This window comes from Brevundimonas sp. UYEF29 (assembly GCF_040546195.1).
GTDB lineage: Bacteria > Pseudomonadota > Alphaproteobacteria > Caulobacterales > Caulobacteraceae > Brevundimonas > Brevundimonas huaxiensis.
Genome location: NZ_JBEPNH010000006.1, coordinates 167,377 through 183,616 on the forward strand (window position 1 = coordinate 167,377; position 16,240 = coordinate 183,616).

Sequence of the window (16,240 nt, forward strand, 5' to 3'; positions counted from 1 at the left end):
CGTCAGCGCTTCTTGAACATATTGGCGAAAAGGGATTTCGACGCCCCATCCGCCGGTTTGGTCTTCTCGGCCTTGCCCGCCTTCGCCGGCTTGGCCTTGGGTCCCGCCACCATCGGCAGTTCGCGGCGCGACACGATCTGGGCCAGGGTCTGGAAGGCCTCGGCCGACTTGGTCTTGGCGCCGGCGTCCAGGATCATCTGGCCGTTGTTGGCGGCCGCGCCAAAGGTCTTGGCGTCGAACGGAATGATCAGGCTGGGATGCACGCCGAGCGCCGCCCCGAAGTCCTTGGCCGGGATCTCGGGGCGACCCGGCACGCCGACCTGGTTCAGCACCAGTCGCGGCGGCGCGTCATTGGGGCGGCCCTGACGGATCAGGTCAATCATGTTCTTGGCGTTGCGCAGGGACGCCAGGTCCGGCGTGGCCACGACCACCACCTCGTCGGCGCTGATCAAGGTGCGGCGCATCCACGGCGACCACAGATGCGGAAGGTCCAGCACGACGAAGGGGGCCGTGGCGCGGATCTGGTTGGTGACCTCCTCGAACGCCTCGGTCGAGATGTCCCAGTCCGTGTCCAAGCTGGCGGGCGCCGCAAACAGGCTCAACTTGTCGGTGCAGCGGACCATCATCCGGTCCAGCAGCGTCGAATCCAGCCGGTCGGGCTGGCCCAGGGCATCGGCGACGCCATTCAGCGGATCCTGGTTGAAATCCAGGCCGGCGGTGCCGAACGGCAGGTCGTAGTCGACGATGACCGTATTGGCGCCGATCCGCTCGGAAATCGCATAGGCGGTGTTGTGCGCCACGGCCGAGGCTCCCGCCCCGCCCCGCGCGCCGACGAAGGCGATGGTGCGCCCGACGAAGGGCTGGGCCGGATCGTTGAACAGACCGCCGATGGCCGCAATCAGTTGCAGCGGCTGTACCGGCGCGACCAGATATTCACTGACGCCGCGCCGCATCAGCTCGCGGAACAGGATGATGTCGTTCGTCGCGCCGATCACCACGACCTTCGTGCCGGCGTCGCAGACCTCGGCCAACTGATCGACTTCCCACAACAGCGTTTGGGGGTCTTTCAGGCACTCGACGATGATCAGCGGCGGCGTCGGCTCATGCTGATAGTTTTCGACGGCCGCAGCCACGCCGCCGACACGGATCTGGGTCGTGGCGCGCGACAGGCGCCGGTCCTGGGCCGCCCGCTCGGCCGAGGCCAGGGTGTCCTGCCGTTCGGCGAAGACATGGATGGCGATGCGCGGCACCGACACTTCGCCGATGTTGCTGGCCGGGGCCAGACCGGTGAAGGCCAGACCAGTATCCATCAGACTGGCCTGCGCCTGAGCCACCACGTCGCCGACGGGATTGAAGCCGGCGTCGGGCGTATAGGCCGGCCCGGCCGGAACCGGCGCCAGAGGCGCGGCCTGGAGCGTAGTGTGGAGCGGCGTTTGGGGCTGAGGCGCCGTCCCGGCCGGTTGCGCCGACGGCGCGGCCGTGAACTGAAGCGGCGTACGTGTCGCGACGGCTTCGTCAATCGGGGGCGCGAACTCCATATCGACATCGAACGCGTCGTCGAAGGTGTCGAACTCGCGGGGGGCGGGGGCTGTGCTCATGGGTCAGTTCACCGCGCGGGACACGGCGGTATCCCGGATCAGGTCTTCACGCTCTGCCGACGTCGGCTTGCCGCCGCGATAGGCATCGAACACCACGGTACGGCGCCCGGCGTCCGTCGGCGTCATGGCGCGTGGCCGCTGGATGTCGCGCGGATCCTCGATCTGAGCCGCCAGATTGGCCGTCACGGCGCATCCGAAGTTCGATGCCGACTGATTGTCGCTGGTCCGGCTCAGATTGCCCCAGTTCGCGCCGCACCGCGGCACCGCCGCACGGATCGTTTGATAGCCCACGACCACAGGCGCGCGCGGATCCGGCGCGGCGTAACTGACGAGCGTGATCCGGTCCGGCGATACGCCATAAGCTGCCAGGGCCGATTGAACGTCATAGGCGGTCTTCAGCGCCACCGGATCATTTCCGGCCGGAGCTTCGATGACCATCGGCACGGCATCGACGTAGCGATAGCGGCTGACCAATTCCTGCAGCGCGCCGTGTTGCGCCGGCGACAGACCGGTTTCGTGAACCGCGAGGGCGATCCGGTCCAGATCGGGTTCGACCTGAAGCTGATAGCGCGAGGTCGGCGTCAGCGGCGGCTCGCCGCCCAGGCTGGCGGGGCCGCCGACGCAGGCGCCCAGCGCCAGGACCGTGGTCGTCAGAAGCGTGGCAATCAGAGTGCGAGTCATGAATGTGCTCACTCGATCACATAGCCAACCGAACCGGCCGGGGGCGCATTCGGCAGCCCGTAGACCTGGTTCAACTGGCCAAAGAGAATGGTCTGGCTGTCCTCGGCGATCCGCAGGCCATCGGCCGGCGTCTGCATCCGATCCGGCGAGGTCGGACTGACGATATAGGGTTCGACGATGACGACCAGTTCGGTCTCGCCCATCAGATAGTCGCGCGAGCGGAACAGCGATCCAAGCACCGGCAGGTTCGTGACCCCCGGCAGGGAGTCCACCGTCTGTCGGCTGTTTTCCTGAAGCAGGCCGGCGATCATCATCGATCCACCCGAAGGGATTTCTATGGTGTTTTCGCTGCGACGTACCGTCAGACCTGGCAGGGTGATCGACGAAGCCGTTCCCGCGCCAATCGTCAGGCCGCCTTGGGAGGACAGTTCCGAAACCTCCACCTTGACCTGCAGGCTGATGCGACCTCCGGACAGAACCACCGGGCGGAAAGACAGGCCGACCCCATAGGGCTTGTACTGGACGGTGATCTGGCCCTGCGAATCGCGGCTGGCCGGCACGGGGAACTCGCCCCCGGCCAGGAAGCTTGCGGCCTCGCCGTTGACCGAAGTGAGGTTTGGCTCGGCCAAGGTGCGCAGCAGGCCCACACGCTCAAACGCCTTCAGCGTAGCCTCGCCCTTGTTCAGCCCATCCGAGCCAGGGCCCGTGCCGGGTTGCGCGGTATCCCAGTTAACAGAATCCTCCGGGCCTTTGACCGTGAACGGGCACAGGGCACCGGGCTGCCAGCCCGGGCCAATGCAGGGACGCTGCATCTGATAATTCTTCGTCGTGTCGATCGACGTTCCGGCGCTTATGCCGCCCAACAAGGCGCCGTTGACGCCCCACGTCGCCGCATTGCCCAAGAGCCACTGTGCATCACCCAACTGCCCCAGCACCGCCGAGGTATTGAAGCCCAGTTGCTTGATGACATTGCGCTGCACCTCGACCACACGCACCTTCAAGGTCACCTGATCCGAGCCCGGCACGGTAATCAGGTTCAGAACCTTTTCCGGCGCCGAAACGAAGGCGGCGGCGATGCGGCTGGCCTGGGTCGATTGGGCCGGATTTTCGGCGACCCCGCTCAGGATGATGCTGTCGTTGACGGCCTCGGCCCTAACGCCGCCCCCTGGGATCATGCGATCCAGAGTGTCCTGGAGCGCGCTGGTGCCGGCGTCCACCCGAACCCGCAGGCTCAGGATGGTGCGGCCGGCTGCGTCCAAGAAGACGGCGTCGGTTTCTCCTGGCGCGATGCCGATGACGGTGATGCGGCGCGGCGAGTGCAGCATGGCCTCGGCCACCTGCGGATTGGACACGATCACGTCGCGCGCGTCAGCGGGCAGATCCACCGCGAACGAGGTGCCGCGCGGCAGATTGATCAGACGCTGCGCCGCACCCGTCGATACGGCGGCGCGGGTCTGGGCGACGCCGACCGGGGCGGCGGCCAAGGTGGCGAGCAGGGCGCAGGCGGCTGCGGCGGCGGCCTTGCGCATCGTGGATCGGCGCATCGGTTGGGTCCTCATGGCACGGCCACCACTTCCGGCGCGCCGCCGCGATAGATGCGCACGGCCTGGGGTTGGGAAACGGCTGCAACGGGGCGGCGCGTGGCGCCGGACGGTCCGGCGGTGTCGGCATAGGATCGCAGTGACAGCGACAATTCGCCCTCGGACTTGGCCTGGGCCAGCAGCACCGAGTCCTGCGGTCGGACTTCCAGGGTCGCGGTGGCGCCCACGACGGCCTGGGCGTCGTCGCCGACGCGGGTGGCCTGGTCGATGGCCAGGACCTTGATGTTCTGCAGCACAACGCCCGAGGCGAACTTGGACTTGGTGGCCCCCTCGACGGCGCCGTCGCGGTTGGTTTCGGCGGTCAGCACCACATCGACGCGGTCGCCCGGCAGGATGAACCCGCCGGCGGCGGATTCCACCGTCACGGCGATGGCCATCGCCCGCATGCCCGGCTCCAGATAGGCGGCCAGATAGCCGCTGTCGCCGGCCCGCACGATCTTGCGCGACACGATCGGTTCTCCGGCCAGAATGGGTTCGCGGACCACCGAGCCGATATAGTCGGACTTGGCGCCGGTCGTGGCCAGCTCCGTCGCCGCTTTGGTCACGCGGTTCACGGCGTCCGTCGCCTTCTCTGCCGCGCTTTCCGCAGCGGGCTTGGCCGGAACCGGGGTGGAGCCATCGGTGATGAAGACGGGATTCACTTCATCGACGGGCCAATCTTTCCATTCGAGGTCAGCCTCAACCAGACGCTTGCCGGGTTCCAGGTCTTTGGCGGCGACCAGCACCTTGGCCATCGGACGGACTTCGACGGGCGCGGCGGCGGCGGGTGCAGCGGGTTCGTTCGACGACGACCCCATGGCCCGGACCACCAGGGCCAGACCAATGGCCGAGACGGCGGCGATGCAGATGACGACGATGCGGGCGGGCTTCATCCAGGATGTCTCCAGCAGGCGCTGTGTTTCGGATTCATCCCCCGACGCCTACCGTTAACGATCATGGGCCTTGCGGGTTAACGCTTCCTAAGCGCCGCGAACGCCGGTCAACGGGGTGTCAGCGACCCGAGGCGAAGGTCAGCAGCAGCCCGCTCTCGGGCAGGGCCAGCAGGGCGCCGATGGCGATGGCGACGCCGTAAGGAATATCGCCCTTGGGCTGCATCAGAGTGATGACCCAGCCCTGCGACACCGACGGGGCGACCATTGGAAAATACTGACGCGCGGTCATCAGCAGCAGGCAGAAGGCGCCGCCCGCGATGCCGGTGTAGACCAAGAACGGCGCGACGCCGCTCATCCCCATCCACAGACAGCTCGCGGCCAACAGCTTGGCGTCGCCTCCGCCGATCCAGCCGGCGGCGAACATGCCCATGCCGACCAGCAAGGCCGCGAACCCGATGCCGACATGGACGGCGACATCGATCGGCGCGGCGCCGATCAGAAAGGCGATGGGGAAGAAGGCGCCGATCAGGGCCAGCGAGATCCAGTTGGGGATCTTCATCGTGATCAGGTCGTGCAGACCGCCGACGATGACCAGGGCCGGAAAGACGCCGAGCGATAAGAGCAGCAAGATATCCATGGCTAAGATATTATCCGACAGGACTTAAGGTTGGGTTTCCGGAATGCGAAAAGGGCCGAGACTTTCGTCCCGGCCCTCGAAACAGACAGAAGGTTCTGTTGTTATTTGGCGTTGTTCGCCTTGGTCAGTTCGGTTTCAACCTTGGTGAAGGTTGCCTTCAGCTGGCCGCTCATGGTTGTGAGCACAGTGATCAGGGCGACGGCGACCAGGGCGGCGATCAGGCCGTATTCGATGGCGGTGGCGCCCGATTCGTCTTTGGCGAAGCGCGAAATGAACTTGGTCATGGGTGGTTCCTTTTTCAAATGGTCTAGCGAGCAACTTGGCGGGGGGAGCCGGTAGCCCGCTTGACCCCCAAACGCAGGATCAAAATGCACGAGGCCCGTTAAATCTGAGTCACGAGGTTTGGTTACGCACGGATTTACCAAAGAAAATTCTCATACCTGCGCTTCAGCCTTTGTTGAGGATCACGGCTGCATCATGCGCGCGTTCGCGTCTGCACGCGCCACTATCAAGAGCCGCCGATGTCTCGCATCCCATCCTTCCTGATCGCCGCCGCCCTCGTCGTCTCTCCGTTTGCAGCCACCGCCCAGGACGGTGCGCTGAACGTCGAGATCGATCGCTCGGCGCGCGTTCAGCTTCGCGGCGCCGCCGCTTCGATCATTGTCGGCAACCCGCAGATCGCCGATGTCTCTCTGGTCGACGCCAACACCATGTTCATCGTGGGCAAGGGTTATGGCGTCACCGAGGTGGTCGCTGTGGACGGCGTTGGCCGCACCCTCTTCCAGCGTGAGATCGTGGTGACCGGCGGCTCGACCGGTTCGGTTCGGGTCTGGCGGGGCGCCCAGGCGACTGAGATGGCCTGCGGCGCCTCCTGCACGCCCAGCGTCCGATCTTCATCCTCGTCGGCCGCCACCGCTTCGACCGCGCCCTGACTTCTGTCATGCCGGTCTGGAGATCATCGACATCGCATCCGGCGCGCTCGAAGCGCAAACGCGAAGGCGCGGCTGCGGTCGAGTTCGCCATGGTCGCCATTCCCTTCTTCCTCATGATCTTTTCGATCCTGGAACTGGGCGTCGTCTTCATTCTGGATTCCGTTCTGGAAACGGCGACGATGGAGAGCGGTCGCCTGATCCGAACGGGACAGGCCGAGGCGAAGGGGTTCGACAAGGCGGCGTTCAAGACCGAACTTTGCAATCGCATGATCCTGTTCAAGAGCGATTGCACCAGCCGCGCCACCGTCGATGTGCGGGTCATCCCGGCGTTCTCGAAGCCGGACACGACCGATCCGATTGCGAACGGCGGCGTAGATGACACCAAGACCATCTATAATGGCGGCAAGCCCGGCAACATCATTCTGGTGCGTGTCTGGTATGTTCATCCCCTCGCCACGCCATTCGTCAGCCAGGCCGTGTCGCGCGTGGGCGCCGGCAAAGTGTTGCTGACGACAGCGACCGCCTTCCAGAACGAGCCTTGGAATGCTTCGTAAGCCCGGCAGAGATTTTGACTGGCGGATGCTGGCGCACGACACGCGCGGCGTCGCGGCGATTGAATTCGCCTTTCTCGCGCCGATCCTCATTCTCATGTATTTCAGCATGGTCGAATACTGTCAGGCCTATATGGCGCTGAAGCGGACGGACCACGTCGCGGCGATGGTCGCAGACCTGACATCCCAGAACGACAAGATCACCAAGAGCCAGATCGGTGATGTTTTCGCGATCGGCGATGTCATCATGTCGCCGTTCGCCACGGCAACCCTGAAGCAGAGGGTGAGCAGCGTTACCCGCGTTGACGCCACCAGCTACCGGGTGGATTGGAGCATCGGGGATGGGATTGCAAACAAGTTGACAGTGGCGGAGGCGAAGATCCCCGCCGACATGCTGGCCGCCAACGAGTCAGTCATCATCGCCGAGGCCAACTACGACTTCGATTCGCCTTTCGATCAGATCGCGCCCGCCGCCACGCGCTTCAAGCGAATGGCCTATCTGCGTCCTCGCACTGCGGACGTGATCGTCTGCACTGATTGCTAGCCTTATAGGCCGACCAGCGCCTGTCGCATCGCTGACATCTTGACGTCCGTTTCGGCCTCCTCGGCTGCCGGATCGCTGTCCGCGACGATGCCGGCGCCCGCCAGCGTGCGATAACCCCATAAGCCGTCGTTCCGTTCGAAACCGGCGGTTCGGATCAACACCGATGCGGTCAAGGCGCCGTCGTCGCCGATCAGGAACAACGACCCGCACCACGGACCGCGCGGCGGCTCGTGCGCGGCGATCACCTTCATCGCCTGGTGTTTGGGCGCGCCGGTGATCGAACCGGGCGGGAAGGTCGCCTCCAGCAACTCGGCCGGACCCGCTGCGGGCTGGGCCTCGCCCGTCACGGTCGAGACCAGATGATGCACCGTCGGATGGTGTTCGACTTCAAACAGCGTCTCCACCTGGACCGATCCGGGCCGTGACACACGCGCCAGATCGTTGCGCATCAGGTCCACGATCATCAGGTTTTCCGCCCGATCCTTCAGGCTGGCCCGAAGCTCGCTCGCCAGGGCCTGGTCCTGATCGGGGTCGTTCGCGCGCGCGCGCGTGCCCTTGATCGGGCGCGCCTCGATGCGGCGGCTGGCGGGATCGAAGGCGAGAAACAGTTCGGGGGAGTTCGACACCAGCGCCCGATCCCCGACCCGCCAATAGGCCCCGAACGGCGACGCCCGCTCCTTTTGCAGCCGCAGGAACACCTCGAACGGATCCCGGCCGGGGCTCAGTTCCCCGAACCAGGCCCGGGCGATATTGGCCTGAAACAGCTCCCCCGCCCCGATGCGCTCCACCACATCCGCGACCGCGTCGCGATAGGCGCCTGCCGGCGCCTCGGCCTCGAACCGGTCGGCCGGCGCGGAGGGGGTCACGACCGGCGCGGCCGTCGCCAGCCAGGTCAGGGCCCGCTCGGCCGCCGCCGTCGCCTGCTCCGCCGTCGCACCTCTTCCTGTGGCGCACACTGAGCGCTCAAGATGATCGAAACTCAGCATGGCGGGATAGCGCGCCAGCATCAGGTCGGGCCAGATCGTCTCGCGCGGTCCGGTGGCCGGCCGGGCGCCCGCGTCATAGGCGGCCAGACCGACGGCGCCGGCGGCGAACAGCGGATCCCGCAGCGCCTCGAACGGCGCGGCGTCATCCACAGGGCCGACGCGCACCACGTCCGGCGTCTGGGCGACGTGGGACCAGCTCCCGCCCGGCCCGCCGTCCGACAGCAGGGCCAAGGCGCCGTCGCCGCCGCCGAGACCCGCCGCCACGGCGACCGGATCGATCCAGGGTGCGTCGCGCGTGACGGTGTGGCTGAAAACCTCGCTCACGCGGTCAGCCGCTCCACGATCCGATCGCGACGCGCCGTATCGACGCCCAGCGCCTCGCTCAGATAGGCGTCCACCGATCCGTGCCGCGCCTCGACCTCGGCGAAGGCGGCGTCAAGATAGGCGGCCTCGACCCTCAGGAAGGCCACGATCGCGTCGTCCGACGCGACCCGACCCGTCATCTTGTGCAACTGTCTGGCGATGCCGGGCGCCCGGCCCGCCAGATCGACGGCGGTGTTGGTCAGCAGATAGTCCTCGACCATGTCGTCGCGCGACACGCCCAGCAGGTGGTGGGTCAGGGCGGCGAGAAAACCCGTCCGATCCTTGCCCGCCGCGCAATGGATCACCACCGTCCGGTCCTGATCCGCCAGGGCCTGGAAATAGCGGCCGAACACGTCCTGATGCGAGGCGTCGAACGGCAGGCTGCGATAGGTCTGGGTCATGAAGCGCCGCCCGGAGTCCGGCGTCAGGTCGGCGGTCTTCAGAAAGGTGATGTGCGGCGCCTCGGCGCCGTCGTCCACGCCGCCTTCGATGATCTGCCCGCTGAAGCCGTCGGGCCGGCGTGATGGCTGGTCGCGGCGCTCGCCGGGGCGGCGCAGATCGACCACGGCTCCGATGTCCAGCGCCTTCAGCCGCTCCAGGTCCGCCTCGCTGGCCCGGGCGTGGTGGGCCGAACGCAGCAGTCGACCGGGCTTTATGCGCCGCCCGGCCGCCGTGGCGTAGTCGCCATAGTCCCGAAAGTTGTCGATGGCCTCGAAGGCGTGAAGGCGGTCGGTCATGACCGCGCTTCTAGCCTATGTTCACCGCTGTGGCAGCAGGCCTGCCATCGCGTCCAGATAGGCGACGAAGGCGTCGCGTCCCTGATCGGTCAGACTGGCCTCCGTCAGCGGCTTGCGACCGTTGAAACTTTTGGAGACGACGACGAACCCCGCCTCTTCCAGCTTTCGCAGGTGGACCGACAGATTGCCGTCCGTGGTCTGCAACCGGGTCTTCAGGGTGGTGAAGTCGGCCGATCCGGCCCCGGACAGATAGGCCATGATCCCCAGCCGGATGCGCCCGTGAATGACGTCGTCGATCCGGCTGATGTCGAAGTCGTCGGCCATGCTCAGACCACCTCCGACGGTTCCTGACGCATCAGGACGATGCCGGGGACCAGGGCCACGGCCAACAGGATCACGGCGAAGACCGGATAGATCGTGGCGCTGCCCATGAACCAGGCGACGGCGACGGCGCCGACGTAGGAAGCCAAGGCCGTGTAGGACATCCAGCGCGTTTTGGTCATGGCCGCGCCGATCATCCAGGCCGAACCATAGGCGACCAGAACCACTGTGGGCATCACCGCCATCCAGGACCACTGGCCGGTCTTTAGGGATAGAGCGACAAGCGCCAGCCAGGTGACGAAGATCCCGTAACCCACGCCCTCCCACGCCGCTCCGACCGCCTTGTTGCCGGCGGAGTTGACGCCGGGCTTGGACTTGATGCGGCCGATCAGGACGGTCAGGGCGATGGCGAACACCACGCCGGCGACGATCCAAACCCACAGTTGGGACCAGGGGTTCAGCCGAATGAGGCCCGACTGGATGGCCCATTGGATCAGACTGGTCGCTCCGAACACGATGCCGGCCGTCACCAGGATCGGGCCGGCCAAAAGCGGTGCGTGCCGCCCTTCGTGGGCCAGGCTGCGCATATAGGCGATGTCGTCCTGAATGGCTTGGGTCTCGCGGGTCATGATGCTCTCCTCCTCGAACCGTTGAGACAGGATCGCCCATTTGCTTTGTGTTGTAAAGTTCTTTCTTTCGCGTCCACGCTGCGCATGAAAAAGGGGCGAAGCCTTCGGCTCCGCCCCTCATTCGACTTCGTGTCTGCAGCCTAAAGTCGTGGTGCGCCGCGTCCACGCAGTCCGCCGGCCACCAGGGCGATGACGAACAGGATAATGGCCACGACGGCGACGAACTTGGCGATCTCGAACGAGAAGTTCGCAATGCCGCCAAAGCCGAGAACGGCCGCGACTAGGGCCACGACGAGGAAGATAATTGCCCAGCGCATCATGGGTTTAGCTCTCCTGAGTTGATGTTGCCGTCGGCGACCCGGGAGCCGTTCGTCGGTCTGTATCATCAACGCCAGGGTCGCCCCACCGTTCCATCGCCTATCGACGGCGACGCCGCGAATAGCCGCCCTGATCCATCTTGCGATCCGCGACCATGCTGGCGACGATCGCCGCCAAGGCCGGGTTGCGTAGCAGCAGGAAGGCCGCGCCCAAACCGCCCACGGCGCCCACGACCGGACGCTCGCGCACGATGTGGATGATCTTGCCTAGCAGACCTTCCGGCTCGTCCTCTTCGTCCGCCTCGTCGTGCTTGTCGCCCTTCAGGAAGACCAGCGCCACGATCAGGGCGACCAGGGCGAACAGACCGAATGTCACCGCCGCCGCGCCGAGCGGCGTCAGCGCCAGGCTGAGCGCATAGAAGATAGCCACGCCCAGAAACACGACGGCCAGAAACACGCTGGCGGCGACGACAGCCGTCGCCACCAGCTTTTTGACGATGCTCTTGAACATCAGCGGCGGCGGCCGGCCAGCAGCATGCCGAGGATGACGCCGACGCCGAGCGCCACGGCGGTCGATTGCAGCGGACGCTCCTGCACGCGTTCGACGACATAGCGTTGCGCCTCGTCGAAGCGTTCGGCCGCGTCGTCGTAATACTCGCGACCCTTCACGCGGGCCTCGTCGTAATAGCTGCGGGCCTGCTCGCGGACTTCGTCGCTCTTGGCGCGCAGCTTGGCTTCAGCCTCGGCGGCCTTGTCGCGCAGGCGTTGGGTCTCTTCGCGGGCGCCGGTCTTCAGATCCTCCTTGAGGGTCTTCAGGTCGGCCTTGATATCTTCTCGGGCCTTGGTGGTGGCCATGGTGCGCGCTCCGTTGAAAGCTTGGCGGTAGAATAGAGAACCCCGTGTTGCAACGCCACATGCGCAACGAGGTTCCTTTAGTTGGGTCGGACGTGCGCCTCTCGCCACGGGCTTTTCGCCGCACTAGAACGGTCGCCATGACCAAATGGCTGTTCGCGCCCCGCCCCGCCCCGTCCTTGCCGATCGTCGGATCGGACCAGCGCTTCCCCGTTCGCCGCATCCTGTGCGTGGGCCAGAACTACGCCGCCCATGCGCGCGAAATGGGGTCGGACCCCGACAAGCAGACGCCCTTCTTCTTCACCAAGCCGGGCGACGCCATCGTCTCGGACGGCGCAAACCCGTCCTATCCGTCTGCGACCGCAAACCTGCACTACGAGGCCGAACTGGTCGCCGCGATCGGGCCGAGTGAAGACGGCGGAGTCGCCATTATCGGCTGGGCCGTCGGCTGCGACCTGACCCGCCGTGATCTTCAGGCCGAGGCCAAAAAGACCGGCCGGCCCTGGGACGCCGCCAAGGGGTTCGATCAGTCCGCGCCCTGCGGGTCCATCACCCTGGGCGCCCTGCCGTCGCCCGACGGCGCCATCCGCCTGAGCGTCAATGGCGAAACCAGACAGGACAGCGTCCTGAACGACATGATTCTGAACCCCGACCGGATCGTCGCGGCCGCCGCCGCCCTGTGGTCGCTGCAACCCGGGGACCTGATCTTCACCGGCACGCCGTCCGGCGTCGGCCCGGTTCAGGCGGGCGACCGCGTCGTTGTCACCATCGACGGTCTGGAGACGCTCAATTTCGAGATCCAGCCATGATCCTGCACGGCTATTGGCGGTCGGGGGCCAGCTACCGCGTTCGCATCGCCCTGAACCTTAAGGGGCTGGCCTTCGACAACGCCGCTCACGACCTGCGCAAGGGCGAGCAGAAGGCGGCCGACTATGTGGCGCTGAACCCGCAGGGCATGGTCCCCGCGCTTCAGGATGGCGATCTGATTTTGACCCAAAGCCCGGCCATTCTGGAATGGCTGGAGGAAACCCACCCCGCACCGGCCCTGCTGCCGAAGGGGGCGAACGACCGGGCGACCGTGCGCGCCATGGCCGCGCTGATCGGCTGCGACATTCATCCGCTCAACAATCTGCGCGTGTTGAAGGCCATTCGGTCTGAGTTCAACGCCGATCAGGCCGCCGTGGACGCCTGGGCCGCAGGATGGATCGCACCGGGCTTCGACGCACTGGAGGCGCTGGTCGCGCGTCACGGCGCCGGCTGGAGCTTCGGCGACGCCCCGACCCTGGTCGATTGCTATCTGATTCCACAGATGTATTCGGCACGACGCTTCAACATGGACCTGTCGCCCTGGCCCCGCCTGCTGGCGGTCGAACAGACCGCCCTGGCCCACCCCGCCTTCGCCTCGGCCCACCCGGACTTGCAGCCTGACGCCGACGCCTGATTTTCGCCTCAGAGCGCATATCAGCGGTGGATAAGTAGGGTTCGCTTAAGGTCTCGCTCAGCGTCCCTTAAGCATTGGCGATCATAGTGCCGGACGTGTCGTATTCCCCCGCCACACCTTCGGCGTCGTCGCCCATCCATCGCCTGGCCCTCGCCGTGGTGACCGAGCCCGAGCGCGCGCCCGGCGCCTTCATGAGCGCGCCTTCCGGCGCTCGCGAAGAAGCCATGCGTTTCCTGCTGCAAACCGGGGCCGACGCCGGGGTCAAACTGATCGCCACCCGGCCCGAGGGCGACGGCGAACGCCTGCTGGGCCAGGCCTGGCCCTTCCCCTCGCCTTTCCAGGTCACGGTCCGCACCGTGCCGCTCAGCGAAGGTCTGGACCGGGTCGAGGCCCGCGCGCGTCGTTCGCTGGAGCGGATGGGCCTGCCGCGCGGCGATGTTCTGCTGATTTCCAACGCCGCCGATCTGGCCGGCGCCGAGGGCCGCGCCCTGTGGGACCGTGCCCGCAGCCTGAAGGATCGCGGCCTGTTCCGCCGCATCGGTTTCTGCGCCACGATCGAGGACGGGCCCGCGCTTCTGGCGCGTCGTCTGGAAGCCGACGTGGTCCAAGTGCCGTGCAGCCTGCTGGATCAGCGCGCGGCCCAGGACGGCGTGCTGGAAGCCATCGCCGACACGGGCGCCTCGGTCCATCTGTCTTCGGTCTTCGCTGGCGGCCTGCTGTTCGCCGGCGGCGACGATCTGCCCGCCGAACTGGCAAGTCACGCCCAAGCCCTGTCGCGCACCCGCCGGCGTCTGGCCGAGCAGCGTTGCGATCCGATGCAGGCGGCTCTGGGTTACGCCCTGGCCCTGCCCGGCGTCGACAAGGTCGTGGCCAGCGTCGCCTCCGCCGCCGAACTGCGCGCCATACTGGCCGCCGCCCACGCCCCCTGCCCCAATCTGGACTGGGCGGCCCTGGCGCTCGAGGCGCCGGCGGCCTTCACCGCCGACGCCCGCGCCCGGATCAGTAGCGCAGCCTGATCCCGACATAGCCGGACCGTCCCGGCTCGCCGTATCCGAACACCTGCTGATAGTGTTCGTCGCCCAGGTTCTCGATCCGCGCCGTCAGGGTGACCTGGTCGGTCAGTTCATAGGCCGCGTTCAGATTGGCGGTGACGAAACCGTCGCGCGCCACGGTCGAGAAGCCGCCGCTGTCGTCCTGATCGCCTTCCGCCCGCACCGTCAACGCGCCAGACAGACGGTCGCCCGTCCAGCCCAGGGTCGCCGAACCGGCGTGTTCCGGCACGCGCAGCAGGCGCGCGCTCGTCGTGCGATCCGTCGCGTCGGTCCAGGCATAGGCCAGGGTTAGGTCGAACCCGCCGCCCAGCAGGGCGCGGCCTTCCAGCTCGAACCCGTCCGAACGCGTCTTGGCGACGTTGATGTAGCGACCGGCCGAATAGGTGATCTGGTCCTCGACGTTCAGGCGATAAAGGGTCGCCCGCCCGTCGAACCGACCATCGGCCGACGCCCAGCCCAAGGCGAGCTCGACGCTGTCGGCCGTTTCCGGCTTCAGCTCGGGATAGGGCCGAGGCGCAAAGCAGAAGTCGCAGACCGCCTGGCTGACCGTCGGCGACTTGAAGCCCGTGCCGTAGGCGCCCGACAGGATGAAGCCGCCGGCCAGATCATAGGCCGCCGACACCCGCCCCGTCGTCTTGGAGCCGAAATCGTCGGTGTCGTCGTAACGCAGCCCGCCGGTCAGGTTCAGCGCGCCGACATCGTATTGGGCCACGCCGAACACCGAGGTGATCGACAGGTCGCGCGACAGGCCCGACGACAGGGCCGCCGAGGCCTCGTTCCGCTCCACGCCGAACGCATAGTCGATGTCCTGCGCCTGGCCGTTCGCCTGCCAGCGATAGGCCTGACGGTCGCCGGTAAAGGACGAGCCGAAGCCGCCGCTGACCGAGCTGCGATCGAGATCCGACGCCGAAACGCTGAACTGATGCGTCAGGCCAAACGCCTTGGCCGTCACCCGGCCAAGGCCCGACCACTGCTCGCTTTCCTGGGTGTCGTCGGTGTCGGCCAGCGCATAGTTCGGCGCCGGGAAGCCGTCGATATCGGCCTTGGATTTGTTCCAGCGTACCGATCCATCGACCTTGACCGCATCGGACAGGACATATCGCCCCTTGGCGCCGAGCGTCGTGCTGCGGAACCCGTCGGCCTCGGTGTTGCCGTCCGCCTCGTCCGCCGCCGAAATCCCGTCGGTGTCGAAGCGCGACGCATAGGCGCTGAAGGCATAGGTCTCGTTGGCGACCCCAGCGGACACGCGGCCCCGCACGGTGTCGAAGCTGCCGGCCTCGGCCTCGGCGCGCAGGCCCTCGATCTCTTGCGTCGTGAACGAAATCACCCCGCCGATGGCGTCGGATCCCCACAGCGACGACTGCGGGCCGCTCAGCACTTCGATCCGCGCGATATCGGCCAGTTCGAAGCTGGAGAAGTCATAGGCGCCGTTCGGCTCGGCCGAATCGTTGACCGGCGCGCCGTCGACCAAGACCAGGGTCTTGCCGGGCGTCGCCCCGCGCATCCGCACCTGGGCCACGCCGCCGAAGGCGCCCGAGCGCGTCACCGAAAGACCCGGCACATCGGCCAGGATGTCGGCGGCGAAGATCGCGCCGCGCTGCGCGATGGTCTTGCCGTCGATGACGCGGGCGCCGGGCGTGTCGGCGACGATGGCTGGGATGCGGGTGGCGGTGACGATGACCTCGTCCAGCTGGGTCGCGTCCTCGGCAGAGGCAGGCGCGGCGAAGGCGGCCGCAATCGCGGCCGTCGAAAGAAGAATGGAACGCTTCATTGAGCGATACCCCGTGTTCGGTCCCGCGAATGCGCGCGAGAGACCGTCATGAGCGAACCGACCCGCCAGACCGCTTCAGGTCTGGACGGCGCAAGGTCGGGTCGCTTCCACGGAGAAACCGCGCTGCTGTCTGGTCCCGGACAGGAGCGAGCGACGTCGGCGGCCAGGTCTCCTGGCTTGCGGGTCGTAAACCGCCGTCCTCGCCTTCCCAGCTTCCCAGTGGCGCCGGGATTGAAACCCCGGACGGACGACGCTCTCGCCGCCTACAGTTGCGGGCACAGCCACGGCGTCACACCGTGTTCCCTTAACCGCCTGACGCGGCCTATCGCAGGGCCGACAAGCCTGTGCAAGAGCC

Annotated in this window: 20 protein-coding genes and 1 riboswitch; of the genes, 6 read left to right on the plus strand and 14 right to left on the minus strand. The window is 66.7% G+C overall.

Translation table 11 applies throughout. The features are described 5' to 3' along the window. Window positions 1-2: 2 nt before the first annotated feature. The 6 genes from ABIB58_RS11415 to ABIB58_RS11440 all read right to left on the minus strand — a co-directional run bounded on the left by ABIB58_RS11415 (window position 3) and on the right by ABIB58_RS11440 (window position 5,673). Window positions 3-1,598, minus strand: coding sequence for a CpaE/TadZ family protein (locus ABIB58_RS11415; protein WP_354040982.1), 1,596 nt, complete (start codon window positions 1,596-1,598; stop codon window positions 3-5). Between the two features lie 3 nt (window positions 1,599-1,601). Beyond that, a complete protein-coding gene (locus ABIB58_RS11420) occupies window positions 1,602-2,279 on the minus strand; it encodes a CpaD family pilus assembly protein (RefSeq protein WP_354040984.1) in 678 nt (225 codons plus the stop codon). Window positions 2,280-2,287: 8 nt separating this feature from the next. Further along, window positions 2,288-3,823 carry a type II and III secretion system protein family protein gene (locus ABIB58_RS11425; protein WP_354040986.1) on the minus strand — a complete coding sequence of 512 codons (1,536 nt, stop codon included), beginning with the start codon at window positions 3,821-3,823 and terminating at the stop codon, window positions 2,288-2,290. Between the two features lie 11 nt (window positions 3,824-3,834). Then, a complete protein-coding gene (gene cpaB, locus ABIB58_RS11430) occupies window positions 3,835-4,752 on the minus strand; it encodes a Flp pilus assembly protein CpaB (RefSeq protein ID WP_185225269.1) in 918 nt (305 codons plus the stop codon). Between the two features lie 118 nt (window positions 4,753-4,870). Next, a complete protein-coding gene (locus ABIB58_RS11435; RefSeq protein WP_354040988.1) occupies window positions 4,871-5,389 on the minus strand; it encodes an A24 family peptidase in 519 nt (172 codons plus the stop codon). A 101-nt stretch (window positions 5,390-5,490) separates the two neighbouring features. After that, window positions 5,491-5,673: a Flp family type IVb pilin gene (locus tag ABIB58_RS11440; RefSeq protein WP_354040990.1), complete on the minus strand. Its 183-nt coding sequence runs from the start codon at window positions 5,671-5,673 to the stop codon at window positions 5,491-5,493. A 237-nt stretch (window positions 5,674-5,910) separates the two neighbouring features. Between ABIB58_RS11440 and ABIB58_RS11445 the strand changes: the two genes are divergently transcribed. The 3 genes from ABIB58_RS11445 to ABIB58_RS11455 are packed head-to-tail and all read left to right on the plus strand — an operon-like array spanning window position 5,911 to window position 7,416. After that, window positions 5,911-6,321 carry a pilus assembly protein N-terminal domain-containing protein gene (locus tag ABIB58_RS11445; RefSeq protein ID WP_354040992.1) on the plus strand — a complete coding sequence of 137 codons (411 nt, stop codon included), beginning with the start codon at window positions 5,911-5,913 and terminating at the stop codon, window positions 6,319-6,321. Window positions 6,322-6,329: 8 nt separating this feature from the next. After that, window positions 6,330-6,875 (plus strand): TadE/TadG family type IV pilus assembly protein, encoded by a 546-nt coding sequence (locus ABIB58_RS11450; RefSeq protein ID WP_354040994.1) that lies wholly within the window; start codon window positions 6,330-6,332, stop codon window positions 6,873-6,875. Continuing rightward, entirely contained in the window at window positions 6,865-7,416 is a 552-nt protein-coding gene (locus tag ABIB58_RS11455; RefSeq protein ID WP_354040996.1) for a TadE/TadG family type IV pilus assembly protein, read from the plus strand. The genes ABIB58_RS11450 and ABIB58_RS11455 overlap by 11 nt, the downstream gene beginning before the upstream one ends. A gap of 2 nt (window positions 7,417-7,418) precedes the next feature. Here the strand turns inward: ABIB58_RS11455 and ABIB58_RS11460 are convergent, their stop codons facing one another. The 7 genes from ABIB58_RS11460 to ABIB58_RS11490 form a co-directional block, all read right to left on the minus strand. After that, window positions 7,419-8,726, minus strand: a complete 1,308-nt coding sequence (locus ABIB58_RS11460) for an anthranilate synthase component I family protein (protein ID WP_354040998.1) — start codon at window positions 8,724-8,726, stop codon at window positions 7,419-7,421. After that, complete coding sequence (locus ABIB58_RS11465) at window positions 8,723-9,502, minus strand: tyrosine-protein phosphatase (RefSeq protein ID WP_354041000.1); 780 nt, start codon at window positions 9,500-9,502, stop codon at window positions 8,723-8,725. The genes ABIB58_RS11460 and ABIB58_RS11465 overlap by 4 nt, the downstream gene beginning before the upstream one ends. Before the next feature lie 21 nt (window positions 9,503-9,523). Then, a complete protein-coding gene (locus tag ABIB58_RS11470) occupies window positions 9,524-9,826 on the minus strand; it encodes a winged helix-turn-helix domain-containing protein (protein WP_354041002.1) in 303 nt (100 codons plus the stop codon). Between the two features lie 2 nt (window positions 9,827-9,828). Then, window positions 9,829-10,452 (minus strand): hypothetical protein, encoded by a 624-nt coding sequence (locus tag ABIB58_RS11475; RefSeq protein WP_045810671.1) that lies wholly within the window; start codon window positions 10,450-10,452, stop codon window positions 9,829-9,831. Window positions 10,453-10,592: 140 nt separating this feature from the next. Further along, window positions 10,593-10,772, minus strand: coding sequence for a DUF1328 domain-containing protein (locus ABIB58_RS11480; protein ID WP_039243970.1), 180 nt, complete (start codon window positions 10,770-10,772; stop codon window positions 10,593-10,595). A 97-nt stretch (window positions 10,773-10,869) separates the two neighbouring features. After that, window positions 10,870-11,280: a hypothetical protein gene (locus tag ABIB58_RS11485; protein ID WP_045810672.1), complete on the minus strand. Its 411-nt coding sequence runs from the start codon at window positions 11,278-11,280 to the stop codon at window positions 10,870-10,872. Beyond that, window positions 11,280-11,624, minus strand: a complete 345-nt coding sequence (locus ABIB58_RS11490) for an ElaB/YgaM/YqjD family protein (protein WP_017506144.1) — start codon at window positions 11,622-11,624, stop codon at window positions 11,280-11,282. The genes ABIB58_RS11485 and ABIB58_RS11490 overlap by 1 nt, the downstream gene beginning before the upstream one ends. Window positions 11,625-11,761: 137 nt before the next feature. On the opposite strand from ABIB58_RS11490, the gene ABIB58_RS11495 reads away from it, so the two are divergent. The 3 genes from ABIB58_RS11495 to ABIB58_RS11505 all read left to right on the plus strand — a co-directional run bounded on the left by ABIB58_RS11495 (window position 11,762) and on the right by ABIB58_RS11505 (window position 14,078). After that, window positions 11,762-12,430, plus strand: a complete 669-nt coding sequence (locus tag ABIB58_RS11495; RefSeq protein ID WP_045810673.1) for a fumarylacetoacetate hydrolase family protein — start codon at window positions 11,762-11,764, stop codon at window positions 12,428-12,430. Beyond that, a complete protein-coding gene (gene maiA / locus ABIB58_RS11500; protein ID WP_045810674.1) occupies window positions 12,427-13,062 on the plus strand; it encodes a maleylacetoacetate isomerase in 636 nt (211 codons plus the stop codon). Before ABIB58_RS11495 ends, maiA begins: the two co-directional genes overlap by 4 nt. A gap of 86 nt (window positions 13,063-13,148) precedes the next feature. Continuing rightward, a complete protein-coding gene (locus ABIB58_RS11505) occupies window positions 13,149-14,078 on the plus strand; it encodes an aldo/keto reductase (protein WP_137720763.1) in 930 nt (309 codons plus the stop codon). Here the strand turns inward: ABIB58_RS11505 and ABIB58_RS11510 are convergent. Beyond that, window positions 14,062-15,885 (minus strand): TonB-dependent receptor plug domain-containing protein, encoded by a 1,824-nt coding sequence (locus ABIB58_RS11510; protein ID WP_354041007.1) that lies wholly within the window; start codon window positions 15,883-15,885, stop codon window positions 14,062-14,064. The genes ABIB58_RS11505 and ABIB58_RS11510 overlap by 17 nt on opposite strands. A gap of 144 nt (window positions 15,886-16,029) precedes the next feature. Further along, a riboswitch (cobalamin riboswitch) is annotated at window positions 16,030-16,238 on the minus strand. Between the last annotated feature and the right edge of the window lie 2 nt (window positions 16,239-16,240).